23 protein-coding genes are annotated in these 24,749 nt (G+C 45.5%); 18 read left to right on the top strand and 5 right to left on the bottom strand.

What is annotated here, in order from left to right:
• Positions 1-8: 8 nt before the first annotated feature.
• Together ubiH and OCV56_RS13665 are read left to right on the top strand one after the other, a co-directional pair.
• Entirely contained in the window at positions 9-1,187 is a 1,179-nt protein-coding gene (gene ubiH, locus OCV56_RS13670; RefSeq protein ID WP_086712003.1) for a 2-octaprenyl-6-methoxyphenyl hydroxylase, read from the top strand.
• 12 nt (positions 1,188-1,199) lie between these two features.
• Entirely contained in the window at positions 1,200-2,423 is a 1,224-nt protein-coding gene (locus OCV56_RS13665; protein ID WP_086712002.1) for an FAD-dependent 2-octaprenylphenol hydroxylase, read from the top strand.
• Positions 2,424-2,548: 125 nt separating this feature from the next.
• Here OCV56_RS13665 and OCV56_RS13660 read toward each other — a convergent pair whose 3' ends face one another.
• The 3 genes from OCV56_RS13660 to ygfZ form a co-directional block, all read right to left on the bottom strand.
• A complete protein-coding gene (locus OCV56_RS13660; RefSeq protein ID WP_065675471.1) occupies positions 2,549-2,755 on the bottom strand; it encodes a DUF1107 domain-containing protein in 207 nt (68 codons plus the stop codon).
• 563 nt (positions 2,756-3,318) lie between these two features.
• A complete protein-coding gene (locus OCV56_RS13655; RefSeq protein ID WP_086712001.1) occupies positions 3,319-3,780 on the bottom strand; it encodes an aminoacyl-tRNA deacylase in 462 nt (153 codons plus the stop codon).
• Between the two features lie 4 nt (positions 3,781-3,784).
• A complete protein-coding gene (gene ygfZ / locus OCV56_RS13650) occupies positions 3,785-4,756 on the bottom strand; it encodes a tRNA-modifying protein YgfZ (protein ID WP_086712000.1) in 972 nt (323 codons plus the stop codon).
• Between the two features lie 167 nt (positions 4,757-4,923).
• Between ygfZ and OCV56_RS13645 the strand changes: the two genes are divergently transcribed.
• Together OCV56_RS13645 and OCV56_RS26125 are read left to right on the top strand one after the other, a co-directional pair.
• Entirely contained in the window at positions 4,924-5,184 is a 261-nt protein-coding gene (locus OCV56_RS13645) for an FAD assembly factor SdhE (RefSeq protein ID WP_004735374.1), read from the top strand.
• Positions 5,132-5,551, top strand: a complete 420-nt coding sequence (locus OCV56_RS26125) for a protein YgfX (protein WP_315973285.1) — start codon at positions 5,132-5,134, stop codon at positions 5,549-5,551. Before OCV56_RS13645 ends, OCV56_RS26125 begins: the two co-directional genes overlap by 53 nt.
• A 93-nt stretch (positions 5,552-5,644) precedes the next feature.
• Here the strand turns inward: OCV56_RS26125 and nadB are convergent, their stop codons facing one another.
• Entirely contained in the window at positions 5,645-7,261 is a 1,617-nt protein-coding gene (gene nadB, locus OCV56_RS13640) for an L-aspartate oxidase (protein WP_019826282.1), read from the bottom strand.
• Positions 7,262-7,650: 389 nt separating this feature from the next.
• On the opposite strand from nadB, the gene rpoE reads away from it, so the two are divergent.
• From rpoE to acpS, 11 genes are all read left to right on the top strand, one after another.
• Positions 7,651-8,229 (top strand): RNA polymerase sigma factor RpoE, encoded by a 579-nt coding sequence (gene rpoE / locus OCV56_RS13635; protein ID WP_008223963.1) that lies wholly within the window; start codon positions 7,651-7,653, stop codon positions 8,227-8,229.
• A 26-nt stretch (positions 8,230-8,255) separates the two neighbouring features.
• A complete protein-coding gene (locus OCV56_RS13630; protein WP_086711998.1) occupies positions 8,256-8,879 on the top strand; it encodes a sigma-E factor negative regulatory protein in 624 nt (207 codons plus the stop codon).
• Positions 8,876-9,838, top strand: a complete 963-nt coding sequence (gene rseB, locus OCV56_RS13625) for a sigma-E factor regulatory protein RseB (protein ID WP_086711997.1) — start codon at positions 8,876-8,878, stop codon at positions 9,836-9,838. Before OCV56_RS13630 ends, rseB begins: the two co-directional genes overlap by 4 nt.
• Positions 9,835-10,305 carry a SoxR reducing system RseC family protein gene (locus OCV56_RS13620; protein ID WP_086711996.1) on the top strand — a complete coding sequence of 157 codons (471 nt, stop codon included), beginning with the start codon at positions 9,835-9,837 and terminating at the stop codon, positions 10,303-10,305. The genes rseB and OCV56_RS13620 overlap by 4 nt, the downstream gene beginning before the upstream one ends.
• A 137-nt stretch (positions 10,306-10,442) precedes the next feature.
• Positions 10,443-12,236 carry a translation elongation factor 4 gene (lepA, locus tag OCV56_RS13615; protein ID WP_017629577.1) on the top strand — a complete coding sequence of 598 codons (1,794 nt, stop codon included), beginning with the start codon at positions 10,443-10,445 and terminating at the stop codon, positions 12,234-12,236.
• 97 nt (positions 12,237-12,333) lie between these two features.
• On the top strand, positions 12,334-13,230 hold the full coding sequence (gene lepB, locus OCV56_RS13610; protein WP_086711995.1) for a signal peptidase I: 897 nt from the start codon (positions 12,334-12,336) through the stop codon (positions 13,228-13,230).
• 26 nt (positions 13,231-13,256) lie between these two features.
• The gene (rnc, locus tag OCV56_RS13605; RefSeq protein WP_017059043.1) at positions 13,257-13,934 is read left to right on the top strand and encodes a ribonuclease III; all 678 of its coding nucleotides are present in this window, start codon (positions 13,257-13,259) and stop codon (positions 13,932-13,934) included.
• Positions 13,927-14,898, top strand: a complete 972-nt coding sequence (era, locus tag OCV56_RS13600) for a GTPase Era (RefSeq protein WP_017629580.1) — start codon at positions 13,927-13,929, stop codon at positions 14,896-14,898. The genes rnc and era overlap by 8 nt, the downstream gene beginning before the upstream one ends.
• Before the next feature lie 102 nt (positions 14,899-15,000).
• Positions 15,001-15,729 carry a DNA repair protein RecO gene (recO, locus tag OCV56_RS13595; RefSeq protein ID WP_048659398.1) on the top strand — a complete coding sequence of 243 codons (729 nt, stop codon included), beginning with the start codon at positions 15,001-15,003 and terminating at the stop codon, positions 15,727-15,729.
• Entirely contained in the window at positions 15,726-16,463 is a 738-nt protein-coding gene (gene pdxJ, locus OCV56_RS13590; RefSeq protein ID WP_086711994.1) for a pyridoxine 5'-phosphate synthase, read from the top strand. Before recO ends, pdxJ begins: the two co-directional genes overlap by 4 nt.
• A 77-nt stretch (positions 16,464-16,540) precedes the next feature.
• Positions 16,541-16,921, top strand: a complete 381-nt coding sequence (acpS, locus tag OCV56_RS13585) for a holo-ACP synthase (protein WP_086711993.1) — start codon at positions 16,541-16,543, stop codon at positions 16,919-16,921.
• Between the two features lie 106 nt (positions 16,922-17,027).
• Here the strand turns inward: acpS and barA are convergent, their stop codons facing one another.
• Positions 17,028-19,841: a two-component sensor histidine kinase BarA gene (gene barA, locus OCV56_RS13580; protein WP_086711992.1), complete on the bottom strand. Its 2,814-nt coding sequence runs from the start codon at positions 19,839-19,841 to the stop codon at positions 17,028-17,030.
• Between the two features lie 165 nt (positions 19,842-20,006).
• Here barA and rlmD point away from each other — a divergent pair, with 165 nt between their 5' ends.
• From rlmD to mazG, 3 genes are all read left to right on the top strand, one after another.
• Positions 20,007-21,326 (top strand): 23S rRNA (uracil(1939)-C(5))-methyltransferase RlmD, encoded by a 1,320-nt coding sequence (rlmD, locus tag OCV56_RS13575; RefSeq protein WP_086711991.1) that lies wholly within the window; start codon positions 20,007-20,009, stop codon positions 21,324-21,326.
• A 135-nt stretch (positions 21,327-21,461) separates the two neighbouring features.
• Positions 21,462-23,684 carry a GTP diphosphokinase gene (gene relA, locus OCV56_RS13570; protein WP_060982689.1) on the top strand — a complete coding sequence of 741 codons (2,223 nt, stop codon included), beginning with the start codon at positions 21,462-21,464 and terminating at the stop codon, positions 23,682-23,684.
• Positions 23,685-23,945: 261 nt separating this feature from the next.
• Entirely contained in the window at positions 23,946-24,743 is a 798-nt protein-coding gene (mazG, locus tag OCV56_RS13565; protein WP_086711990.1) for a nucleoside triphosphate pyrophosphohydrolase, read from the top strand.
• Positions 24,744-24,749 lie beyond the last annotated feature (6 nt).

Raw genomic sequence — 24,749 nt, 5'->3', positions numbered from 1 at the left:
AGGTTATGATGGCTCAGTATGATGTTGTAATTGCTGGTGGTGCAATGGCGGGGGCAACTCTGGCCCTTGCTTTGAATCACCTAAGCCAAGGTTCGTTGTCGATTGCGGTCGTTGAGCCTTATCAGGTTGATCATCAAGCTCACCCTGGGTTTGATTCTCGTTCGATCGCGCTATCTTATGGCACAGTGCAGATTCTCGATTCACTGCAGTTGTGGCAATCGATCGCTCCCGTAGCTACGCCAATTAAAGATATCCATGTATCGGATAGAGGCCATTCAGGGATGACGGATATCTACAGTGAAGAACTGGCTGTAGATGCGCTTGGCTATGTGGTCGAGTTAGCGGATGTAGGGCGAATCTATCAGCAGAAGCTGGAATCAGAAGCGGCAATTACGATGCTGTGTCCGGATTCGGTGGCGAAAATTGAGCGCAGTGAATCACTGACGACTATTGACCTCAACAGTGGAAAAACTATAACGACTAAGTTATTGGTTGCGGCTGACGGTGCAATCTCAACGTGTTGTCAGCAACTCAATATCTCATTGAGTGAGCATGACTTTGAACAGGTTGCTGTGATTGCCAATATCGTGGCGAGCGAACCCCATAAAGGTCGCGCGTTTGAGCGTTTTACCCATCATGGGCCCGTTGCTCTATTACCGATGAGCGATAACCGTTTGTCTCTGGTTTGGTGTTTGCCGCCGGAGCAAGCCGATAAAGTCATGGCTTTCAACGACGACGAATTCCTTGAACATCTGCAGAACGATTTTGGTTGGCGATTAGGCCGTTTAGAGAAAGTCGGCAAGCGTGCAAGCTACCCACTGATTCTTCGTCACCGACAACAAAATATTTCTCATCGATTCGCGATTGTAGGCAATGCCGCTCAAACGCTTCATCCAATTGCAGGGCAAGGTTTTAACCTCGGTATTCGTGATGTGGCCTCTTTAGCGGAAGAATTGTGTACTCAGTTGGATGATGTCGGTCGATACACTGGTCTTGTTAACTTTAGAAAACGTAGAGAACAAGACAGAGGCGCGACGATTACACTGACTTCAAGTCTTGTTCATCTGTTCTCAAACGATTTTTTGACTGCTCGTATCGGGCGTAATCTTGGGTTAGCCGTAATTGATAACCTTCCACCACTTAAAGGTCCACTTTTGCGTCATACGCTTGGCCTAGTAGAAAGATAAGGTAGATAAATAATGATGCAAAGTGTTGATATCGCGATTGTTGGTGGTGGCATGGTCGGCCTAGCGCTCGCGGCTGCATTGAAAGACAGTGATCTAAGAATTGCCGTGATAGAGGGCAAAGCACCTAGCGAAGGTCTGAATGAATTACCGGATGTTCGCGTGTCTGCATTGAGCCGCTCTAGTGAGGTGATTCTACGTAACCTAGACGCATGGCAAGGCATTGAACAAAGACGTGCTGCACCGTATCAAGCGATGGAAGTGTGGGAGCAAGACAGTTTTGCTCGTATAGAGTTTGACTCAACACGTTTGGCACAGCCTAATCTAGGCCATATTGTTGAAAATCGTGTGATTCAATTAGCGTTGCTTGATCAGGTTAAGAGGCAAGACAACGTCAGCCTCTACATGCCTGCGACATGCAAAACAATGGCTATTGGAGAGAGCGAAGCGTGGTTAACCCTAGACAACGGCCAAGCACTGACGGCTAAGCTAGTCGTCGGTGCGGATGGCGCAAATTCTTGGGTTCGTAAGCAGCAAGACATCCCATTAACACACTGGGATTACGGACACAGTGCGATTGTCGCGAATATTAAAACCACAGAGCCGCACCACAGCGTTGCTCGTCAAATATTCACACCACAAGGTCCATTGGCATTTCTACCGATGCAACCAAGCAACATGAGCTCGATTGTTTGGTCTACCGAACCAAACCGTGCCGAGAAACTTGTATCTATGTCGGATGCTGATTTTAATAAGCAGCTAACGGCAGAGTTCGACTCAAAGCTTGGATTATGTGAAGTGGTTGGTGATCGTTTTGCCTTCCCACTGCGCATGCGTTATGCACGTGACTTCGCCGTAGAGCGTGTGGCTTTGGTTGGTGATGCTGCCCATACCATTCACCCATTAGCAGGGCAGGGGGTGAACCTCGGCTTATTAGATGCAGCAAGCTTAGCGCAAGAGCTATTAAAGCTATGGGCTGCTGGTGAGGATATTGGTACTAAGCGCAACCTACGCGGCTACGAGCGTTGGAGAAAAGCAGAGGCGGCGAAAATGATTGCTTCAATGCAGGGCTTTAAAGATCTGTTTGAAGGCGATAATCCGGCTAAGAAGCTGATTCGTGGCATTGGTATGAAGCTTGCGGGTCAATTACCGGGTGCGAAAGATGAGATCATGAAGCGCGCACTTGGTTTGTCAGGTAATCTTCCTGATTTAGCTAAGCGTCCAGTCGCACAGCGATAGTCGTGTATAATGGGCCATTGTTGATAGCCAGTAGTTAAAGTTGTAGTAATTGGCGACATCACGAACATGAAAAAAGGGTTGGCGCATGCCAACCCTTTTTGTGTTTAATTCTGTAGATAATCAGGTCATGCGTAAGCACAGCGCAGTTTCATGATTTCATTATTTATTTCTTTCACTGTTTGAAAGTGGCGTTTCTCTGCTCGATCTGGCAGAACTAACTTGCCGTTATCAAACTCAAATTTCCCTACGCCGTAAATGTAGATTCGTCCTTTGAAAAGTCGACTTACATGTTTAGCAATCATACTCGGTGTATAGCGCTTAAACAGTCTCATTCTTAATTATCCTTATATTTACCTAGCCTGCACATTATAGAAAAACTCCGAGATAATAATTGTGATAAGCATGGAGTAATATGCAGTAGCGATGACGTTAATTAGATATTTGTGCTGCTCTAAGCACTTTCTACAGTAAATATCTATTTTTACGTGAGCTCCTCCCCAAAATAATACTGAGTCGTGAACTGCTGTGAACTTTCCTGCCCAGTATTAAGCAGTGGTAATGTTACAAGTATAAGAATAGGCGGGATTTTTTTGTTTGTGTAATCAAATTGTAAATTTTAGGCATAAAAAAAGCCCGTCTAAAACGGGCGAATAGTCACAGATGCATTACACAAAAGTGGATACTGATGTTACTCAGTGGATTCACTTGTACTGATTTGCCTAAAGGCTAGTCAGTAAATTCACAATAACGTAGATTTCTCTTTGTGACTACTTATGCTTTAGTTTTGATTAACTATTTAATGTCGACGTGTTTTTCTTATGACGAGCTTCACACTAAATATGTATCTAATGAAAACTTCAAAGAAGGTTTGCGATCAATTACGTCTTAGAATGGATCATCGACTGATCTCTGCAACGATTGGCGCGCATAACGCCATAAGATCCTTGAGATCAAGTGCAATGCCTGCCATTCGATCACCAGAGCTAATGGTCACGGTTGAGTTATTCTGAATGGAAGGATCAAAGATGATCGGCATGTGCCTCTTTAATGCAAGCGGGCCAACACAACCGGCCTTAAAGCCAGTAATAGACTCTACATCGCTTAACGAGACACAGGTCATGCGGCGGCAATTTAGAATTGAGCGCACTTTCTTCGGATCGACTGAGCGATCACCCGCCGTGCACGCTAGCGCGTATTGATTGCCCATGTCTTTGAGTAGAATACATTTCACCATTTGAGATGGGTCGATGCCTCGTTCTAGCGCGGTTTCCTCGATGCTGGTGGTTGGCTTACTTTGTAACAGCAGGCGATAGTTCACCTGCTGTTGATCTAACCATTGTGTAATCACTGTTTCCACGTAATTACTCGTCGTCAAGGCTGTAAGGCAGTGGCTGGATACTCCAGATTTGATCAGGTTGTGCAGTCAAACGCAGCTGAACATCGTCATCTAAGTTGTTCGGTAGCACCAGTAGGCCAATCGCTTGGTTGTCAGCAAATTGATATACGTTGATCAGTTGGCCCGCACCACGCCAGTTTTCACCAACGCTGCGCTCTAACTCAATAGGGGTCTCTAGTGTGAGCACTTCTGCTGTCGGGCCAGAAACAATGCGCATCTCACGCTTGTTCATGCCACGGTACTTAGCACGAGCAACCGTTTCTTGACCTGTGTAACAGCCCTTGGTAAAGCTGATGCCGCCAATCGCTTGTAGGTTAAGCGCCTGAGGGATGTGCTCATTTTGCTCTGTTTTGGTTAGGTTAGGCTGAGCATCGATAATTTCATGATACTGCCATAGCGCCTCTGAGACTTTCTCCGCAGAGCTGTTAGTGACCAAAGCTTCTGCAGCTTGTTCTGTCACAAGTAGAGCCCAGCGGTTATCTGCAACTTGAACAGCTGTACCGCCAGAGATAGCACGTACATGACCTTGGCTTTCTGAAATAGAATCAATGTATTGATTCGCAGATGCACCCATCACACCGATAACAACGTCCGACGTTTGCTCGATATCGACCTTAGAGAACACCGCGTACTTCTTGATTTCAACGAGCTCAACTTCAATCGCTGACTTAGGCTGCATAAGCGCGTAACCACCGTTGTGGTAGAATAGGCGGAAGATACTCCATACCTTTCCTTTTGCATCACAGTGCGCGCCTAATGTGGATTCATCATTAGGAAGAGTCACGACGTCGCACGTTACTTGACCTTGCAGGTACGATTTTTTGTCATCGCCTACCATGGTAATAGCGCTCCAATCTGACACGTGTGTCATCATCAGTTCTGGAAGCGATTCATTTTGCGTATGAGCGTGCGGCTGAAATGTGTTTTTCCAATCCATTTTATCTTTCCTAAGAATTTTATTTGGCTCTATGTTAATCCGGTTCTGTTTCTTTGTCAGCCAAGGTTTTTTTGTGAGCTTAGATAGGGACTGTGACTCACATAGTAGTTGCAGGGCGTATGACTTGTTACACTCCGAGAAAGAAAAATTATAGGTGAGGATAGCCAATGTACACTGCAGAGCAGAAAGCACGAATTAAATGGGGTTGCCGTCGTGGCATGTTAGAACTTGATGTAGTCATCATGCCATTTTTCGAAGAGTGTTTTGATTCATTGCAAGAGCAGGAACAGCGCGAGTTTGTTTCTCTACTAGAGTGTGATGACCCAGATCTGTTTACTTGGGTAATGGGACACGGACGCAGTGAAAACCTAGGCCATGCATCAATGGTTGATAAAATTGTCGCACACAACCTCAGCAAGGTTCGTTAAGCTCCAGCTTAACGCTTCGCATTTCGCATTATTAACAAAAGGCACTGTTTTCGGGTGCCTTTTGTTTTTCATCGTTGCCTCTACTATCCCACTTGCCGCCAGTCTTTATTGCTTATCTTTAATGACCCGCTTGTTCAGAAACAACCATATGATTCTAAACAGTGCCTATGGGCGTTTTGATTACAAAGAGGATGGTGATGTTCGGCTCAATGGCCGAACTTATCGACTAAAGTCCGTTGATAAGATCTGGGCGCAGTTCTTTGTCAAATTGCAGTTTGAGTGTGGGTACTCGGTATTGCTTTGGCGAGACAGCTGTTGCGAACGTGAATATCGTCACTTCTTGGCGCACTTACAACGAGCTAGTTAGAGAAAATAAAGCTCCAGGCTGAAAGCAAGAACTAAAGACAAAAGAAAGGGAGCCCTAGGCTCCCTTTCTTCGCATTTTATTTATCACCTAAGATCAAGACTGGCGTTTCTCTGGCGTCAGAATCGTTGGGCCACTGTCTTCAGCAAGTTCAGGGTAATCCAATGTGTAGTGAAGGCCGCGGCTCTCTTTGCGTTGCATTGCACAGCGAACCATTAACTCAGCCACTTGTAGTAAGTTACGCAGTTCTAATAGGTTATTTGAAACCTTGAAGTAGCTGTAATACTCATGAGTCTCTTGCTGCAACATCTGAATACGGCGCAATGCACGTTCTAGTCGTTTATCTGTTCGAACAATACCCATGTAATCCCACATGAACAGGCGTAGTTCGTGCCAGTTGTGTTGAATGATAACTTCTTCATCGCTGTTGGTGACTTGGCTTTCATCCCATGCAGGAAGTTCAGCACACAGTTGAGACTGATCGATGTTCTCAACGATATCTTTTGCTGCTGCCCATGCGTAAACCACACACTCAAGCAATGAGTTAGAAGCCATACGGTTTGCACCGTGCAAGCCGGTGTAGCTCACTTCGCCGATCGCGTACAAGTTAGTCAAGTCGGTTTGGCCCTGCTTATTAACCATGACACCACCACAGGTGTAGTGAGCAGCTGGTACGATAGGGATCGGCTCTTTGGTCATATCGATGCCTAAATCCATCAAGCGAGTGTGGATCATTGGGAAGTGTGTTGTGATGAATTCTTCAGGCTTATGGCTGATATCAACATACATGCAGTCGGCACCTAAGCGCTTCATTTCGAAGTCAATTGCACGAGCAACCACATCACGTGGAGCCAGTTCACCGCGCTCATCGAAGTCCTTCATAAAGCGAGAGCCATCTGGACGACGCAAGTAGGCACCTTCACCACGTAGTGCTTCCGTCAGTAGGAAGTTACGCGCTTCTGGGTGGAATAAGCAAGTCGGGTGGAACTGGTTGAACTCAAGGTTTGCTACGCGACAACCCGCGCGCCAAGCGATAGCAATACCATCACCTGAAGATACGTCTGGGTTAGAGGTGTATTGGTAAACCTTTGACGCGCCGCCTGTTGCTAATACAACAAATTTAGCGCGCACGGTTTCAACGTGTTCTTGGTTACGGTTCCAGATGTAGGCACCGATAACTTTGTCTTTCGAACCACCAATTTTATCTTCAGTGATCAAGTCCAGTGCATTGTGGCGCTCGAAGATCTCGATATTGGGGTGGTTGTTGACGTTATCTTGTAGTGAGGTTTGCATCGCCATGCCGGTTGCATCGGCAGCGTGCAGGATTCTGCGGTGACTGTGGCCACCCTCACGAGTGAGGTGATATTTTGGTTGGCCTTCTGTGCTGTTCTCATCTTTATCAAATGGGACACCACCATCAATCAGCCATTGCACACACTCTTTCGCATTTTCAGCAATGAATTGAACTGTATCTTCTTCACATAACCCAGCCCCGGCAATTTGAGTATCTTCAACGTGAGACTCAATACTGTCCGACTCATCGAACACCGCAGCGATACCGCCTTGTGCGTAATACGTCGATCCTTCGCTGCGTGGTCCTTTGCTTAATACAATTACTTTTGCATGTTCTGCTACGCGTAAGGCTAATGACAAGCCTGCCGCACCACTTCCTACCACTAATACATCACACTGATGTTCACGGTTTGCGTTCATAAAACTTATTAAATCCCGGGCTATAGTCGAGTTGTCCACTCTCAATTGACTTTGTCTTGTTTTAGGAGTTTGGGTAAGACTGTTATAATCTCTCCAGAGTCATCCTTAAACGCTACGCAAAATCAATATATAGACAGCTATCTAGAAATATTTAATTGCTCAATACCATTGCTTTTGCTCAAGTTTCCCCAAATTGATAGGGATAGCTATTTTTATTACATCACATTGTGAAACAATAATGGCAAATAATTTTAAGAAAGTTGGAACTTTCGGTATTTGGCTTAGTCACAATAGTGCTCTTGTAGACGGTGGTGTCAATACTACATTTCGCATAATTAGTACCCATATCTGTGAAGGTGAGGGTTATAACAATAGGAGTACCCGCTCGAATGAACGAGCAGCTAACCGATCAAGTGTTGATTGAGCGAGTTCAGAGTGGAGATAAGCAGGCATTTAACTTACTAGTGGTTAAGTATCAAAACAAAGTTTGTAATCTTATCTCTCGATACGTGAATAATTCCGGTGATGTACCTGATGTAGCACAAGAAGCTTTTATTAAAGCTTACCGCGCGATACCTAACTTTCGTGGCGAAAGTGCCTTCTATACATGGTTGTACCGAATTGCCGTGAACACCGCTAAAAATCATATTGTTGCCCAGAGCCGCAGGCCGCCAGCAACAGATGTAGATGCAGAAGATGCAGAATATTACGAAACAGGCAGCGCGTTAAAAGAAATATCGAACCCTGAGAACTTAACGCTGTCAAAAGAATTGAAACAAGTCGTTTTTGGAGCGATTGAAGCGCTACCAGAAGACTTAAAAACTGCAATGACGTTACGTGAGCTCGAAGGTTTGAGCTACGAAGAGATTGCAGAAGTAATGGATTGCCCTGTAGGAACCGTACGTTCGCGTATTTTCCGAGCTCGTGAAGCGGTGGAAAAGAAAATTAAACCTCTTTTGCAACGCTAGAACTTGTAATAATTATGGTGAAAATAATGGCTGATAAAGAAAAGCTTTCGGCACTCATGGATGGTGAAACGATCGATAAAGCTCTCATAGTAGACCTTGAATCTGATCAAGAAAGCATGGATACCTGGCAGAGTTACCATTTGATTGGTGATGTTATGCGTGGGGATGCGCCAGAAACTCCAGAGTGGAACATTGCTAACAGTGTAGCGGCAGCGCTTGATAACGAGCCTGCGCATGGTTCAATGTCGAACCAGCACCAAGTGAATGTTGAACCTACTGTTGCTCCAATTGAAGAGCAGCCTAAACCTCAGCAAGCGAAGCGTCAGCTTCCGGCATGGTTACAACAATTTGGACAGGTTGCCGTGGCAGCGTGTGTTTCATTAGCGGTTGTATTAGGTGTTCAACAGTATGGTGGTAGTGATCCTGCTGCACCAGAGCAGTTGCCTGTACTCCAGACAATTCCATTTGCGGGTTCTGCAGAGCCAGTAAGCTTAACGCGTGACTCTGTTGAGAAGCCAGCATCTGAAGCTAACTTGCAAGAGCAGCGTAAACGCGTTCATGCATTGTTAGAAGACTATGAACTACAGCTAAGATTAAACAGTGATGCATCGCCAATGCAAGATGCACATCTAGAATCGGACATTGAATGAAGAAAATCCTGGTCAGTGCACTGACACTGTTCAGCTTGATGTCTCCAACAGCCTTTGCAGAGGAACCTACTGCAAAGGCCTTGTTGCATCAAATGAACGAGGCCAGTCAGCATCTAAATTACGAACTCTCTTACATATTGATAAAGAAGAGCAGTATTGAACCTCTACTTTATCGTCATGCCGTTAACGACGATCAACAACTTGCACACCTTGTTTACCTAAGTGGTCCTGTTCGTGAAGTTATTCGACGCGGCAATGAAGTTAGCTATATCGAACCGGGTACAGAGCCATTTACTATCCAATCTGGCAGTATGGTTGCGCCTGTTATTCCGATGATTAACCGAGATATTGACTCTCTCAACCAGTACTACGACTTCGTAAAAGTTGGACGTTCTCGTGAAGCGGGAAGCACCACTCAAGTATTACGCGTCGTGCCGAAAGATGGCCTTCGTTACTCTTACGTAGTTTGGGTAGACGAAAAAACGAGTCTTCCGTTACGTGCCGACCTTTTGGACCGTGATGGTGAAGTGCTTGAACAGTACCGCACGATATCTTACGTGGTGAATGATAAAATCGCTGAGGCAATGGGTGGATTGAACCAAGCTCAATTGCCGAAAGTCTTATCATTGCCGGAAGGCTTAGTGAGTGAAACTAACTGGCAGGCCTCTTGGATTCCTGAAGGGTTTAAGTCAAAAGAGCTTAGCCGCTATCAAATGGCAGCGACCGATAAAATGGTTGAAAGCCAACTTTTCAGTGATGGGTTGTTTAGCTTTTCGGTTTATATCGCCGATAAAGACGAGCATTCATTGAAAGGACAATTGGTGCGCCAAGGACGAAGAACTTTGCATAGCTTAGTGATTGGCGACAAAGAAATATCTGTGGTTGGTGATATTCCGCCCGCGACCGCTAAGCGTATCGCTCAATCTGTTACGTTTAATAAACCGGTACCAGCGCAATGATGACCGCTCTGGCAACCGTTAGCTCAGTTGAACAAAAAGGTAAGCAATACTTTGTTCAACTGAGCTGCGAACAGCAAACCAGTTGCAGCAGTTGCTCTTCTCAAAAAAGTTGCGGCACGGGTATTGTCACCAAAGCAGTTGGCAATAAATCTTTGTTTTGGCAGCTTAAAACTAAAAGCTTAGTCAAAGCTGGGCAAATCGTAGAAATTGGCTTTCCTGAAAAAAGCCTACTTCAGTCGGCAGCCATCGTTTATCTAATTCCACTTTTCATGCTGATGATTGGGGCTGGTTTTGGACAACTCTTGTTACAACCCTTACTCCTAGGGGGGGAGGGCATTGTTATCTTAAGTGCTGCGCTGTTTACTGCTGGTGGGATTGCCTTAGCGAGGCGGTTAGCCAAACCAATGGAAGACAAATCCAAGCAAGAAGTCGTCTTGATTCGAATCCTAGGTGAGTCTCTCGTCTAATTTATGATGCTTATTGCCCTTAAATTGGGTAGAATCTGCCAACTTGATTGAAATGCCGCCACCAATGCTGAGTGTAGATTGGACGCGTCGCGGCTTTCTTATTATCCCTATTCAAAGAGTTTAGTCACACCAAGCCTATGAAGCACATTCGTAATTTTTCGATTATCGCCCACATCGACCACGGTAAGTCGACCCTTTCTGACCGCTTAATCCAAGTTTGTGGAGGATTAAGTGAACGTGAGATGGCAGCTCAAGTCCTCGATTCTATGGATATAGAACGCGAGCGTGGTATTACAATTAAAGCGCAGAGTGTGACTTTAGATTACAAAGCTAAAGATGGTGAAACTTACCAACTTAACTTTATCGACACTCCTGGACACGTAGACTTCTCTTACGAAGTATCTCGTTCTCTAGCGGCTTGTGAAGGTGCACTACTTGTAGTGGATGCTGGCCAAGGTGTTGAAGCACAAACTCTAGCAAACTGTTACACAGCAATCGAAATGGAACTGGAAGTAGTGCCAATCTTGAACAAGATTGACTTACCTGCAGCTGAACCAGAGCGTGTTGCTGAAGAGATCGAAGAGATCGTTGGTATCGACGCGATGGAAGCGACTCGCTGTTCTGCGAAAACAGGCTTGGGTGTTGATGATGTTCTAGAAAACATCGTAACGGCAATCCCACCACCGGAAGGTGATCCTGAAGCGCCTCTACAAGCGTTGATCATTGACTCTTGGTTCGATAACTACCTTGGCGTTGTTTCTTTGGTTCGTATCAAGAACGGTACACTGAAGAAGAACGACAAGATTCGCGTAATGTCGACAGACCAAGTTTGGGGTGTTGACCGTCTAGGTATCTTCACACCTAAGCAAATCGACACCACTGAGCTAAATACTGGCGAAGTAGGTTGGGTTGTTTGTGGTATTAAAGACATCCTAGGTGCACCGGTTGGTGATACGTTGACGCTTGCTAAAGGCGGCAGCACTGAACGTCTACCTGGTTTCCAAAAAGTGAAGCCTCAGGTATACGCAGGTCTGTTCCCTGTTTCATCTGATGACTACGAAAACTTCCGTGATGCACTAGGCAAACTAAGCCTAAACGATGCATCACTGTTCTTCGAACCAGAAAGTTCGGCAGCACTTGGTTTTGGTTTCCGTTGTGGCTTCTTAGGAATGCTTCACATGGAGATCATCCAAGAGCGTCTAGAGCGTGAATACGACCTAGACCTAATCACAACTGCTCCAACAGTAGTGTATGAAGTTGTAAAAACAGATAAAACGGTTCTTTACGTTGATAGCCCGGCTAAACTGCCAGCGGTTAATGACCTTGAAGAAATTCGTGAGCCAATTGCACGCTGTAATATTTTGGTACCTTCAGACTACCTAGGTAACGTAATTACACTGTGTGTTGAGAAGCGTGGCGTACAAGTAGACATGGTTTACCACGGTAATCAAGTTGCTGTGACATACGATCTTCCTATGGCAGAAGTAGTTCTAGACTTCTTCGACCGCCTGAAATCAACGTCTCGTGGTTACGCATCATTGGATTACAACTTCCAACGTTACGAGCCATCAAACATGGTACGTGTAGACGTATTGCTGAATGGCGAAACGGTTGATGCACTGGCTATCATCACGCACAAAGACATTGCTCAGTCTCGTGGTCGTCTACTGGTTGAGAAGATGAAAGAATTCATCCCTCGTCAGATGTTCGATATCGCGATTCAAGCAGCGATTGGTAACCACATCATTGCTCGTTCTACAGTGAAACAGCTGCGTAAGAACGTAATCGCAAAATGTTACGGTGGTGATATCAGTCGTAAGAAGAAACTTCTTAAGAAACAAAAAGAAGGTAAGAAGCGTATGAAGCAGATCGGTAACGTTGAACTGCCTCAAGAAGCTTTCCTTGCAATCCTTCATGTTGGAAAAGATTAACTTTATCCAGCAGTAAACGAATAATTGAAAGTGGAAGAGTAGCTCGCTATTCTTTCACTTTCGTTATTTTTAAAGAAATGAAATTTAAGGGATATCAATGGCTAATACATTTTCGCTTATCTTAGTGATCGTAACTCTAGTGACTGGCATTGTATGGGCGTTGGAAAAGTTTGTGTGGGCGAAGAAGCGCCAACAAAAACTGGCTGACGTTGAAGCGCAATCGAATGGCCTAGACGCTGAAACCAGCGCAAAAGTTACGGCTCAGCCTTGGTGGGTTGAGAACAGTGTTTCCATTTTCCCAGTAATTGCATTTGTTTTGGTTCTGCGTTCATTTATTTATGAACCGTTTCAAATCCCTTCTGGCTCGATGATGCCAACCCTTTTGGTTGGTGATTTCATCTTGGTAGAGAAATACGCGTACGGTCTAAAAGACCCTGTGTGGCGTACTCAACTGGTAGAAACGGGCAAGCCAGAGCGTGGTGATTCAATCGTATTTAAGTACCCACCTCAACCTAATATCGATTACATCAAACGTGTTGTTGGTATGCCAGGTGATACAATTCGCTACAGCAGTCGTAAAGAGATCTGCATTCAAGCGAAGGGCACAAGTAGCTGTGAACCAGTGAAACTAAGTAACGTTGAAGAAAGCCAATTTGTTCAAGATGGTGTGCCTCTGATTCAGCTGAACGAACAGCTTGGAGACGTAGAGCACCAGATATTAGTTAACCCATTACGCCGTGATCGTGTACAAGCATATCAGCCTCGCAATGGTGTTAACGAATGGGTCGTTCCAGAAGGCCAGTACTTTGTGATGGGTGATAACCGTGACAACAGTGCCGATAGCCGTTACTGGGGCTTTGTCCCTGAAGCAAACCTTGTTGGTAAGGCTGTTGCTATTTGGATCAGCTTCGAGTTCGAACGCGGTTCAGACAGTGTACTTCCAACATGGATTCCTACTGGTGTGCGTTTTAATCGCATCGGTGGGATTCATTAATCGATCAATTAACACATCGAGAGAGCATGAATTCTCCAATTGATAAACTAGAGAGAAAGATTGGCTATCAGTTTAATGATGCCGATCTTATCCACTTGGCGCTAACTCACCGTAGCGCCGCAGGTAAACATAACGAACGTCTTGAGTTTCTGGGCGATTCAATTTTAAGTTTTGTTATCGCTGATGATCTATACCACCGTTTCCCTAAGGTAAACGAAGGTGATATGAGCCGCATGCGCGCAACATTAGTACGTGGTCATACATTGGCAGAACTAGGTCGTGAATTCGAACTAGGAGATTACTTAAAATTAGGTCCAGGTGAGTTGAAGAGTGGCGGTTTCCGTCGTGATTCTATTCTAGCGGATGCTGTTGAAGCGATCATTGGCGCTGTCTATTTAGATAGTGATACCGAGACGGTTCGCGGCATTATTTTAAGCTGGTACCAATCTCGCCTAGATGCTATTCAGCCTGGAGTATCTCAAAAAGATCCGAAAACTCGCCTTCAAGAGTTTTTACAAGGTCGAAGAAATCCTCTACCTGTCTACACAGTGACTAATATTAAAGGTGAAGCACACAACCAAGAGTTTACGGTTGAGTGTGAAGTGGCAGGTGTGGATAAACCTGTTATCGGTAAAGGCACTAGCCGCCGCAAGGCAGAACAAGCGGCTGCTGAAACAGCATTAGAGCAACTAAGCAATGTCTGATAACAACCAAGATTTCGATATCGATGCATTCTTTTCATCTGATAGCAAACAAACAGGCCTACCGGAAAACCAACACTGTGGCTTCATCGCTATTGTCGGTCGCCCAAATGTAGGTAAGTCGACGCTTCTGAACCATATTCTGGGGCAGAAGATCTCTATTACATCACGTAAACCACAGACGACACGTCACCGTATTATGGGCGTTGAAACTGAGGGTGATTACCAAGCGATCTTTGTTGATACTCCTGGACTTCATATTGAAGAAAAGCGCGCAATCAACCGTTTGATGAACCGTGCGGCGAACAGCTCATTGAGTGATGTAAACCTAGTATTCTTCTTGGTCGATGGTACTCACTGGACTGACGACGATGAGATGGTTCTGAACAAGCTGAAGAAGACCGACTTCCCAGTTGTACTTTGCATCAACAAAGTAGATAACGTTCAAGACCGTACTAACGTCATGCAGCACATGATGGAAGTTTCAAAGAAGATGGACTTCATTGATGTTGTGCCAATCTCAGCGAAGCAAGGTAAAAACATTGATGTACTGCGTAAGCACGTACGTGAACATTTACCAAAAGCGACGCACCACTTTCCAGAAGAGTACGTGACGGATCGCTCGCAACGATTTATGGCATCTGAAATTATCCGTGAAAAGCTAATGCGCTTTACGGGTGACGAGCTACCTTACTCGGTTACGGTTGAGATCGAACGCTTCGATTACAATCCTGATAACGATGGCTTCCACATCAATGCTCTGATTCTTGTTGAACGTACAGGTCAGAAGAAAATGGTGATTGGTAAAGCGGGTGAGAAGATCAAAACGATTGGTCGTGAAGCGCGTATCGATATGGAAGAGCTATTCGGTCGTAAGGTTTACCTAGAGACTTGGGTCAAGGTTAAATCTGGCTGGGCTGATGATGAGCGTGCACTTCGCTCATTAGGCTACATCGACGATCTATAATATATTGAACGTCACTTTCTGAGATTAAGAAAGTTGAACTGAAGATAAATCCAAGAGAGAGTGCGAACTCTCTCTTTTTGTATCTGTAATAAGGGTAAGTGATTGAGCGAAGGGTTACAGCGATGCTTTGTGTTGCACCGTCGACCATACAGTGAGTCGAGCCTGATCTTGGACGTCTTCAGTGAAGAATTCGGTCGGGTGACGTTGATGTCTAAAGGTGCTCGCAGCAAGCGTTCCAATTTGAAAGGCGCATTGCAACCTTTTACGCCGCTACTGCTTAAGTGGTCTGGTAATGGTTCGATGAAAACCTTACGCCAAGCTGAGCCGATTAGCTTGGGGCTTCCTCTCGCCGGTATCAACCTGTATTCAGCTATGTATGTGAATGAATTAATTGGTCGCGTATTGATGGCGGAAGTGCCTATGCCTGCACTTTTTCACGACTATCTTCATGCTTTAACAGAGCTGGCGCATAATGAAAATCCTGAGCCAGCCCTGCGTCGCTTTGAGTTGGCTCTATTGTCTGCTATGGGTTATGGCGTCGACTTTTTACACTGCGCGGGCACTGGTGAAGCGATTGATCCGAGCATGACTTATCGCTATCGCGAGCAGAAAGGTTTCATCGCATCGGTGCGTCGAGACAACCTGACTTTTATGGGCGATGAACTTATTGCAATTAGTGAACGTAGGTTTATCACTAAAGAGCAGTTAAAAGCGGCAAAACGCTTTACACGCATAGCCTTAAAGCCGTATCTTGGCGGCAAACCATTAAAAAGTAGAGAGCTATTTATGCCAACAATAGCCCTCTCTAGAGCACGGAGTATTGGAAAATGAGCTCAATCCTTTTAGGCGTTAATATCGACCATATTGCAACACTACGTAATGCACGTGGTACTAAATACCCAGATCCAGTACACGCAGCTGAAATCGCTGAACGTGCTGGTGCAGATGGCATTACTATTCACCTGCGTGAAGACCGTCGTCATATCGTTGATCGCGATGTGCGTATTCTGGCTGAAACACTTCAAACTCGCATGAACTTGGAGATGGCCGTAACGGACGAGATGGTTCAAATTGCACTCGATACTAAGCCTGAGTTTGTTTGTCTGGTTCCTGAAAAACGTGAAGAACTAACCACTGAAGGTGGCTTGGACGTTGTTGGTCAGCTTGAGAAGATCAAAGCAGCGACACAAAAACTGTCTGCAGCAGGTATCAAGGTGTCTCTGTTTATCGATGCTGACCGTGAGCAAATCGACGCAGCAAAAGCGTGTGGCGCACCGTTCATTGAACTGCACACGGGTCACTATGCTGATGCTAAGACAGAAGAAGACCAACAAGACGAGCTGAAAAAGATTGCTGCTGGTGCAAGCTACGCAGACGATCTTGGTATTACGGTCAATGCGGGTCATGGTCTGACTTACCACAACGTAGCTCCGATTGCGGCACTTCCAGAGATTTACGAGCTGAACATTGGTCACTCAATTATGGGACGTGCGGTGTTTGATGGCTTGAACAAAGCTGTTGCAGACATGAAAGCCGTGATGGAAACAGCACGTAACAACGCTTAGCTTTGTAAGTAATAAGCCCTAAGCGATGCGCAGTTAATCAGTGAGTCATTAGATAGAAGCTAAGTGGTAGAGGAAACATGGCAGTTGTTGGATTAGGTACAGATATCGCAGAAATTGAACGTGTTGAAAAGGCATTGTCTCGAAGTGGTGACGCTTTTGCTCAGCGTATTTTGACCGATGCTGAATTTGAAGTATTCCAGCAACTGAAGCAAAAAGGGCGTTACCTTGCAAAGCGTTTTGCTGCAAAAGAAGCGGCATCTAAGGCGTTAGGCACGGGGATCGCACTGGGTGTGACCTTCCATGACTTCGAGATTTCAAACGATGAGCATGGCAAGCCCGTTCTGAGCTTGCATAAAAAAGCGCGTGAAATCGCAGAGGCGAACGGTACAACATCGATTCATCTGACTATCTCGGATGAGCGTCACTATGCTGTGGCGACAGTACTATTTGAGTCGTAAACGCTAGCTAAACCTGATACTCGTTCACTGCTTCAACAGAACAAACAAAAAAGCAGAGCTTATACGCTCTGCTTTTTTATTGCCTTGAGTTTGAGGCTAAGCCAATCTAATTATTGCTCGGTTTCAAGTAGTGAATCGCGGTCGCTTGAACCTTATCGAGCTCATCTTGAAGTTCAAAGAGTTCTGGCTCAATGTCTTCAACAGAAGTGCCAGAACGCAGCTCTTTTTCTATCGTGGCACATACCGATTTCAGCCTTGGTACGCCGCTATACGAGCTGCTGCCATGCATCTTATGGATGATGTGTATCAGTTCTTCAACTGGGTAGCTACTATCTTCTATCGCTTTGTCTGCTGCTTCATAAACCTCTGGAATAAAGTCGACGAGCATTTGCAGCATATCGCGAGCGAGGTCTTCTTTATTGGCGGCTTGTTTCATCGCAGCTTGCCAATCGATGATGATGTTTTTGTGCACGCTGGCTTCAGTTTCTGATATTGGGCCGCTGTCGACTTCAGCTGAGACTGCTGGGTGGTCTGGATCTATCTTTTCGATGTGCTCAACTTCGGAGGTTGGACTCCAATGAATCAGCACCTGTTGTAAAACATGCTCTTCAATGGGTTTGGTTAGATAGTCATCCATACCAGCTTCAAGCAGTCGATCACGTTCGCCAATCATTGCGTGCGCAGTAACGGCAATCACTGGCGTATTCTCATTGTTCGCTAGCTTCTTGATGTTCTGGCAAGCAGTGACACCATCCATCTGTGGCATTTGAATATCCATGAAGATGATATCAAATGGCGTGTCTTTGGCTTTGTCGATAGCCTGTTGACCACTGGTGCAACTGATGACAGTTTCTACGCGCTCTTTAAGTAACGCGGTGATAAGTTTCAGGTTAGCAGGGTTATCGTCTACTGCCATGACAGTAAGCGGCAGCTTCTCTTCTGAATGGGTTTCAATGGCTGGCGCAATCAAGGTGGGTGCTTGATTCGATACCAGAGTTTGCAGCAACTTCTTACGAGAAAGAGGCTTAGTGATGCACTGAACATCGACTTCTTTCATTAGCTGCTCACCCAGCGCTAGTTCGGTACTTGGTGTACCAATTATCACGTTTTGAGCAATTTTCTTCGCGCCAATCGCCCAACCACTCACGGTATCAAATTGATACTCTTGGTTCGCGGCTAGGTTAAGCAGAACGTAGTCATACGAGGTAGTTTCGTCTGGCATAACCGAACGATACGTTACCACTAAGCCTTCTTGGGTTAGGATTTGCTGAGTAATCGATGCTGCTTGCATGTTTGGCTCGATCAGCAGAAGTTGTTTGTCTTGTAGGCACTGAGTCTCAATCAGCTCAGTCATCGGCATATCAGTTGTTGATAGTCTCAAGGTGAACCAGAAGGTTGAACCTTGGTGAAGACGACTGGTTAGGCTGATCTCACCACCCATTTGGCTGACCAGTTTTTGGGTGATAACCAGACCTAAACCTGTACCACCATAACGACGAGAGATACTTGCGTCCGCTTGGCTAAAGGCTTGGAACAACTGAGCTTGTTGACGCTCTGAGATACCAATGCCGGTATCGCGAACCATAAACTGCAACTCGATACTGTCTTCGCTTTGTGAGCGAAGCTCAACACTGATATCGATGTTGCCGCGCTCCGTAAACTTGATTGAGTTGCCAACGAGGTTAGTCAGGATCTGTTGAATACGCAGCGGATCGCCCACCACGCCTGGCGGCACTTTAGGATCGATCTTCAATGTCAGCTCAAGACCTTTCTCATGAGCGTTGGTTGCTTGAAGGTTTACTACCTCTTCAAGGCTGGCTTGGAACTCAAATGGGATATTTTCTAGGGCCAGTTTACCAGCTTCAAGTTTCGAGAAGTCCAAGATATCGTTGATGATGCTAAGTAGGTTGTTTGCCGAGCGTTCAATAGTTTGCAGATAATCGGTTTGACTGTTCGATAGGTGAGTCTTGAGCATTTGACGAGTAAAACCAATCACACCGTTGAGTGGGGTTCTCAGCTCGTGAGACATATTAGCCAAGAATTCAGATTTAACACGAGCCGCTTCTTGAGCTCGCTTCTTCGCGATGTCTAACTCAACGTTTTGAATTTCTAATTGCTCGAGGGTTTCCCGTAGATCGGAGGTCGCTTGGTCGATACTGTGCTGCATCTCAACGTGATATTCTGACAGCGATACCGCCATCGCGTTGATACCGTTTTTCAGCGAATCTAGCTCACCGTGCATTTTACCTTCGATGCGCACATCTAGATGACCTCGACGAATTCGGTCAACCATGTTTTTCATGTGTGTGATCGGTTGGGTGACATCGTGCATCAAGCGGAAGGCAAACACGCCCGATAAACCAAGCCCAAGAATCAACACCAAGAAGGCTGAGAATACCTCTTGATATTGCTGCAATCGAAGAGAAGATAAGTCTAATTCAATCGCAATATAACCGATCGCTTGGTTGGCTTGAGACTGACCGTTGGCTGAATTGATGTATTGGCCTTCGGCTATGATCGGCGTTCGCAGAATCAGCGTGTTATCGAGCAGGTTCGATGAGCTCAAATGCGGGATCGGTTTATCTTTCGGATAAGTCAGGCTTTCAAAGTCAGGATGAAAGTTTGAGGTTACAAACAACTCATGACGTTCATCAAACACCGCGATGCTGCGCACTAGCTTAGAATTTTTCCTATGTGCATAGCTAATAAGCTGACGAACAGACTCTCGACTTTCGAGCTTCATGCCTGATTCACTCGCAATCGCAAGTGGTTCAATGATGCTAGTACCAGTGTTAACCACTTGCCCCTCAAGGTCTTGATAGCGGTTAAATGAGAAAAATGCACTCAATAGCAACCCAATAATCAGGGTTGGAGCTAGAGTTAAGGTAATTACACGGGCTCTTAAGCCATATCTGGTCATGTTCTTTAATTACATCGAGGTCTGGATATGGGAAAATAACGCACACAATGGCGGTTAAGTGAACGGTAAGCTTAATCAAAGCCGTGACGTTCGACAATGATTCCAAGACATAATAGTGAGTCCTGGATACCAATTACTTATTAAAAGATACATTAGGCACAAGCAATGGCACGTTTTTTCCAACCAAAAAAGAAAACTCAACTCGAGACCAAGCATCAATCGGTTTTGGTTGAACGAATGGATCACAATGGCGCTGGTATCGCTTATCAGAAGAATAAACCAGTTTTCATTGATGGCGCATTGCCCGGTGAGCAGGTGGTTATTCAACTTACTGAGAGCAAAAGTAAGTTTTCGCGAGCTAAGCTTATCAAGTTATTGAAGCCGAGCGAGCAGCGTTTAAAGCCGTTTTGTAAGCACTTTAATCAGTGTGGTGGCTGTCACCTTCAGCACTTCGGTTATTCTTCTCAGGTTGAGCATAAATCGCAATCTCTGACGCACCTGATGAGCCAATACCAAACGGCTAATACTGAAGTTGCACAGCCTATTATAGGTGATGAAACCGGTTATCGACGTCGCGCACGTATCAGCCTATTTGTTGATAAGAAGACACAGCAGCTTCAGTTCGGTTTCCGTAAGAAGCAGAGTAAGCAGATTGAAAACATCACCGATTGTGCCGTGCTTGATCCTCGCCTCAATGTATTGCTGCCAAAACTGAAAAATTTACTCAACACTTTCAACAACCTTACGTCTTTAGGACACGTTGAATTGGTGTTGGGCGATACTGGCCCTGTTATGGTGCTACGCCACCTCAAACCTTTGGTTGAAAAAGATGAACAAGCGCTGATAGCGTTAGCGAAAGAAGAAGGCGCGACGTTGTATTCGATGCCTGAAACCGATAATTTGGTTCGTTTGGTTGGTGAAGCGCCAACCTATAGTGAAACGGGTGTTACCTTACCTTTCGAGCCAAACCACTTCATTCAGGTGAACCAGAAGGTCAACCAGCAGATGGTGGCTCAAGCGATTGAGTGGCTAGAACCTCAATCGGATGAGCGAGTGCTAGACCTGTTTTGTGGTCTAGGTAACTTCAGTTTGCCTATAGCACAACAATCGGCGTTTGTGGTTGGTGTGGAAGGCGTTGATGAAATGGTTCAGCAAGCCACATCTAACGCAGCGTTAAACCAGTTAAGCAATACGGAATTTTACCAAACTAACCTTGAAGAAGACTTATCTTCACAGCCTTGGGCAAAAGAGAAATTCGATAAAGTATTGCTTGACCCGGCACGTGCGGGAGCGAGTGGGATCGTTGATCAAATTTCAGCGTTAGGAGCGAAGCGTGTGGTTTATGTTTCGTGTAATCCTGCTACTCTAGCTAGAGATTCTGAGAGCTTAGAAAAACAAGGTTATCAGTTAGCCAAATTGGGTATGTTGGACATGTTCCCGCACACCAGTCATCTAGAATCGATGGCTCTCTTTATCAAGGCTTAGAAGCCTCTAAATAAGGCTTAAAAATGAATCACAAAGGCGCAGGGAAACTTGCGCTGATATCAATATGGTCGAACTAACTTGGAACCAGTTAGTCATATTGAGTTGGGTATAAAACAGAATAACTAGGAAGGCATGATGGTTGCGGTACGAAGCGCACATTTAAACCCAAGCGAACAGTTTGAGCTAGAAAGTTGGATTGCGTCACTGAATCAAGACGTAAAGACCTCGAATAAACTGATCAAAGTTTATCGTCACTGTGAAGAGCTATTAAAAGATCACGAGCAAGCATCGCTGTTGCTTTGGCGTGGCCGTGAGATGATCGAAATCTTGGTTACGCTGTCCATGGACCGTGCCACTTTAATTGCAGCACAACTTTTTCCCGTCGTCTCAAGCGGCGTTTTTGAGCGCGAAGCGTTTGAAGAAAGCTACGGTAAAGAAACCGTAAAGTTGATTGATGGCGTTGAAGAAATGGCGGCTTTAGGCCAGTTAAACGTGACTCTTGAAGGCAGCGCTGCCTCGGGTCAAGTTGATAACGTTCGTCGTATGCTACTGGCGATGGTGGATGATTTCCGCTGCGTAGTTATCAAGCTAGCTGAGCGAATCTGTAACCTTATTGAAGTAAAAAAAGCGCCAGATGCTGTACGTCGCGCGGCAGCAAAAGAGTGTTCTAACATCTATGCTCCACTGGCGAACCGTTTAGGTATCGGTCAACTTAAGTGGGAAATCGAAGATTACGCATTCCGCTATCAGCAGCCAGACACCTACAAGCAGATTGCGAAACAGCTGTCTGAGCGTCGTATCGTTCGTGAACAATACATCACAGATTTCGTTGATGATTTAACAGCAGAAATGCAGCGTTCAAACATCAATGCTGAAGTCAGCGGTCGACCAAAACACATCTACAGTATCTGGCGTAAGATGCAGAAGAAAGGCTTGGACTTCGATGAGCTTTTTGACGTGCGTGCTGTGCGTATCATCGCCGACCAGCTTCAAGACTGCTATGCCGGCCTAGGTGTGGTTCATACCAAATACAAACATCTACCAAGTGAATTTGATGACTACGTGGCGAACCCTAAGCCAAATGGTTACCAATCGATTCACACCGTGGTTCTGGGCCCTGAAGGCAAGACCATTGAGATTCAGATCCGTACCAAGCAAATGCACGAAGACTCTGAGTTGGGTGTGGCTGCGCACTGGAAGTACAAAGAAGGTGCTTCAAGCGGGCGCAGTGGTTACGACGAGAAAATCACTTGGTTGCGTAAACTTATCGATTGGCAAGAAGAGATGTCGGACTCTGGCGAGATGCTGGATGAAGTTCGTAGCCAAGTATTCGATGACCGCGTATACGCATTTACACCGCGCGGTGATGTCGTCGATTTACCTATGGGGGCAACTCCGTTGGACTTCGCTTACCACATCCACTCGATGGTTGGACACCGCTGTATCGGTGCAAAAGTAGCGGGACGTATCGTACCGTTTACCCATAAATTATCGATGGGTGATCAGGTTGAAATCATCACTCAAAAAGAACCGAACCCATCACGTGACTGGTTAAATCCAACTACAGGGTTCGTTCATTCAAGCCGGGCTCGTGCGAAGATCAATGCTTGGTTCCGTGCGCAAAGCCGAGAGAAGAACCTCGAAGCGGGTCGAGACATCCTTGAGGTTGAACTAGCGAAAGTCGGTGCAACCCTAAAAGATGCAGACCAATACGCGCTAAGACGCTTTAACGTCAACACGCCAGATGAACTCTATGCTGGTATTGGCAGTGGTGATTTGCGTATCAACCAAGTGGTTAATCACATCAATGCGTTGGTGAATAAGCCGACGGCGGAAGAAGAAGACAAGAAAGCGCTAGAGAAACTGCTTGAGTCGGAAAACAAGCCAGCACAGCAGAGTCGTCCTAAGAAAGACGCGGTAGTGGTTGAGGGCGTTGATAACTTAATGACGCACCTAGCGCGTTGCTGTCAGCCAATCCCAGGCGATGTTATTAAAGGTTACATTACGCAAGGTCGTGGTATCTCAGTGCACCGTGCTGACTGTGAACAGTTGAGTGAGCTAAGCCTGCATGCGCCAGAACGTATTATTGATACTGTCTGGGGCAATGGCTTCGTCGGTTCTTACATCCTAACTCTGCGCGTTGAAGCGCTAGAGCGTAATGGCTTGTTGAAAGACATCACCTCACTGTTCTCGAACGAGAAGATCAGCGTGACAACAATGAAGAGCCGCATTGATTACAAGCGTCAGCTATCGGTAATGGATTTCGATTTGGAAGTGACCAATATTGAGATTCTGAGTCGAGTGACAAGTCGTGTCGAGCAGATCAAAGATGTAATGAGCGTCAAAAGACTAGGCTAGTTTTTACGTCGTACTTGGCTTTCTAACCGTGTTAACTGCACTATACTCGCTTCATCACATAGGCAAGCTATGCTCAGAAGTCTCGTAAGTTTGTTGCCTTGTTAGAAGAGCCAATTACTTAGTAAAAACCGAACAATGCATTGAATGACGCGTTGGTTTAACAAGAAAAATAGAAAGGTGAGTGGTTTTGGCTGCTCACCTTTTTTAGTTTTAACAGAAGTTTTAAATTTAAAAATCAAAGACAGTGAATAGGAAGAAAAGATGAATCACCCGATTGAACAACTTGAACAGATTATGACTAAGCTGCGCGATCCAGAAGGTGGCTGTCCTTGGGATTTGAAACAAAATTTTGAAACCATTGTTCCGCATACTATCGAAGAAACCTACGAGGTGGTGGATGCGATTCATAATAAAGATTGGCCAAACCTACAAGAAGAGTTGGGTGACTTGTTGTTTCAGGTGATTTTCTACAGCCAGCTAGCGAAAGAGCAGGGGCTATTTGAGTTTTCTGATGTGGTTGATGGCATCAATGAGAAGCTAACGCGCCGCCATCCACATGTGTTCTCTGATACCGAGTTTGCGAGCGATGAAGAGATTAATGCCAATTGGGAAACCGAAAAAGCCAAAGAAAAAGCGCAAGCAGGCAAAACCCCAGAAAGTATTCTAGACTCAATACCAAACTCTCTACCTGCACTTTCACGTGCTACAAAGATTCAAAAACAGGTAGCGAAATATGGCTTCGATTGGGACTCTATTGGCCCAGTGGCTAACAAGGTTTTAGAGGAAGTCGATGAGGTGCTAGAAGAAGCACTTCAAGTGACACCAAATGAAGATTTGGTCGAAGAAGAGTTGGGTGACTTGCTGTTTGCGACGGTCAATTTGGTGCGACATTTGGGTAAAAACCCAGAGTCGGCGCTCAATAAAGCCAATCTGAAGTTCTCACGTCGCTTCAAAGGGGTGGAACAAAAAGTTCGTCAGCAGGATAAAATTTTGACCGATTTTTCACTACAACAGCTTGATTCCATGTGGGATGAAGTCAAGGTGGCGGAGAAAAGATAACCAAAG

Source organism: Vibrio gigantis (genome assembly GCF_024347515.1).
GTDB classification, from domain to species: Bacteria; Pseudomonadota; Gammaproteobacteria; order Enterobacterales; family Vibrionaceae; genus Vibrio; species Vibrio gigantis.
The sequence above is the reverse complement of the archived record's forward strand: the minus strand, read 5'-3'. Positions and strand labels throughout refer to the sequence as shown.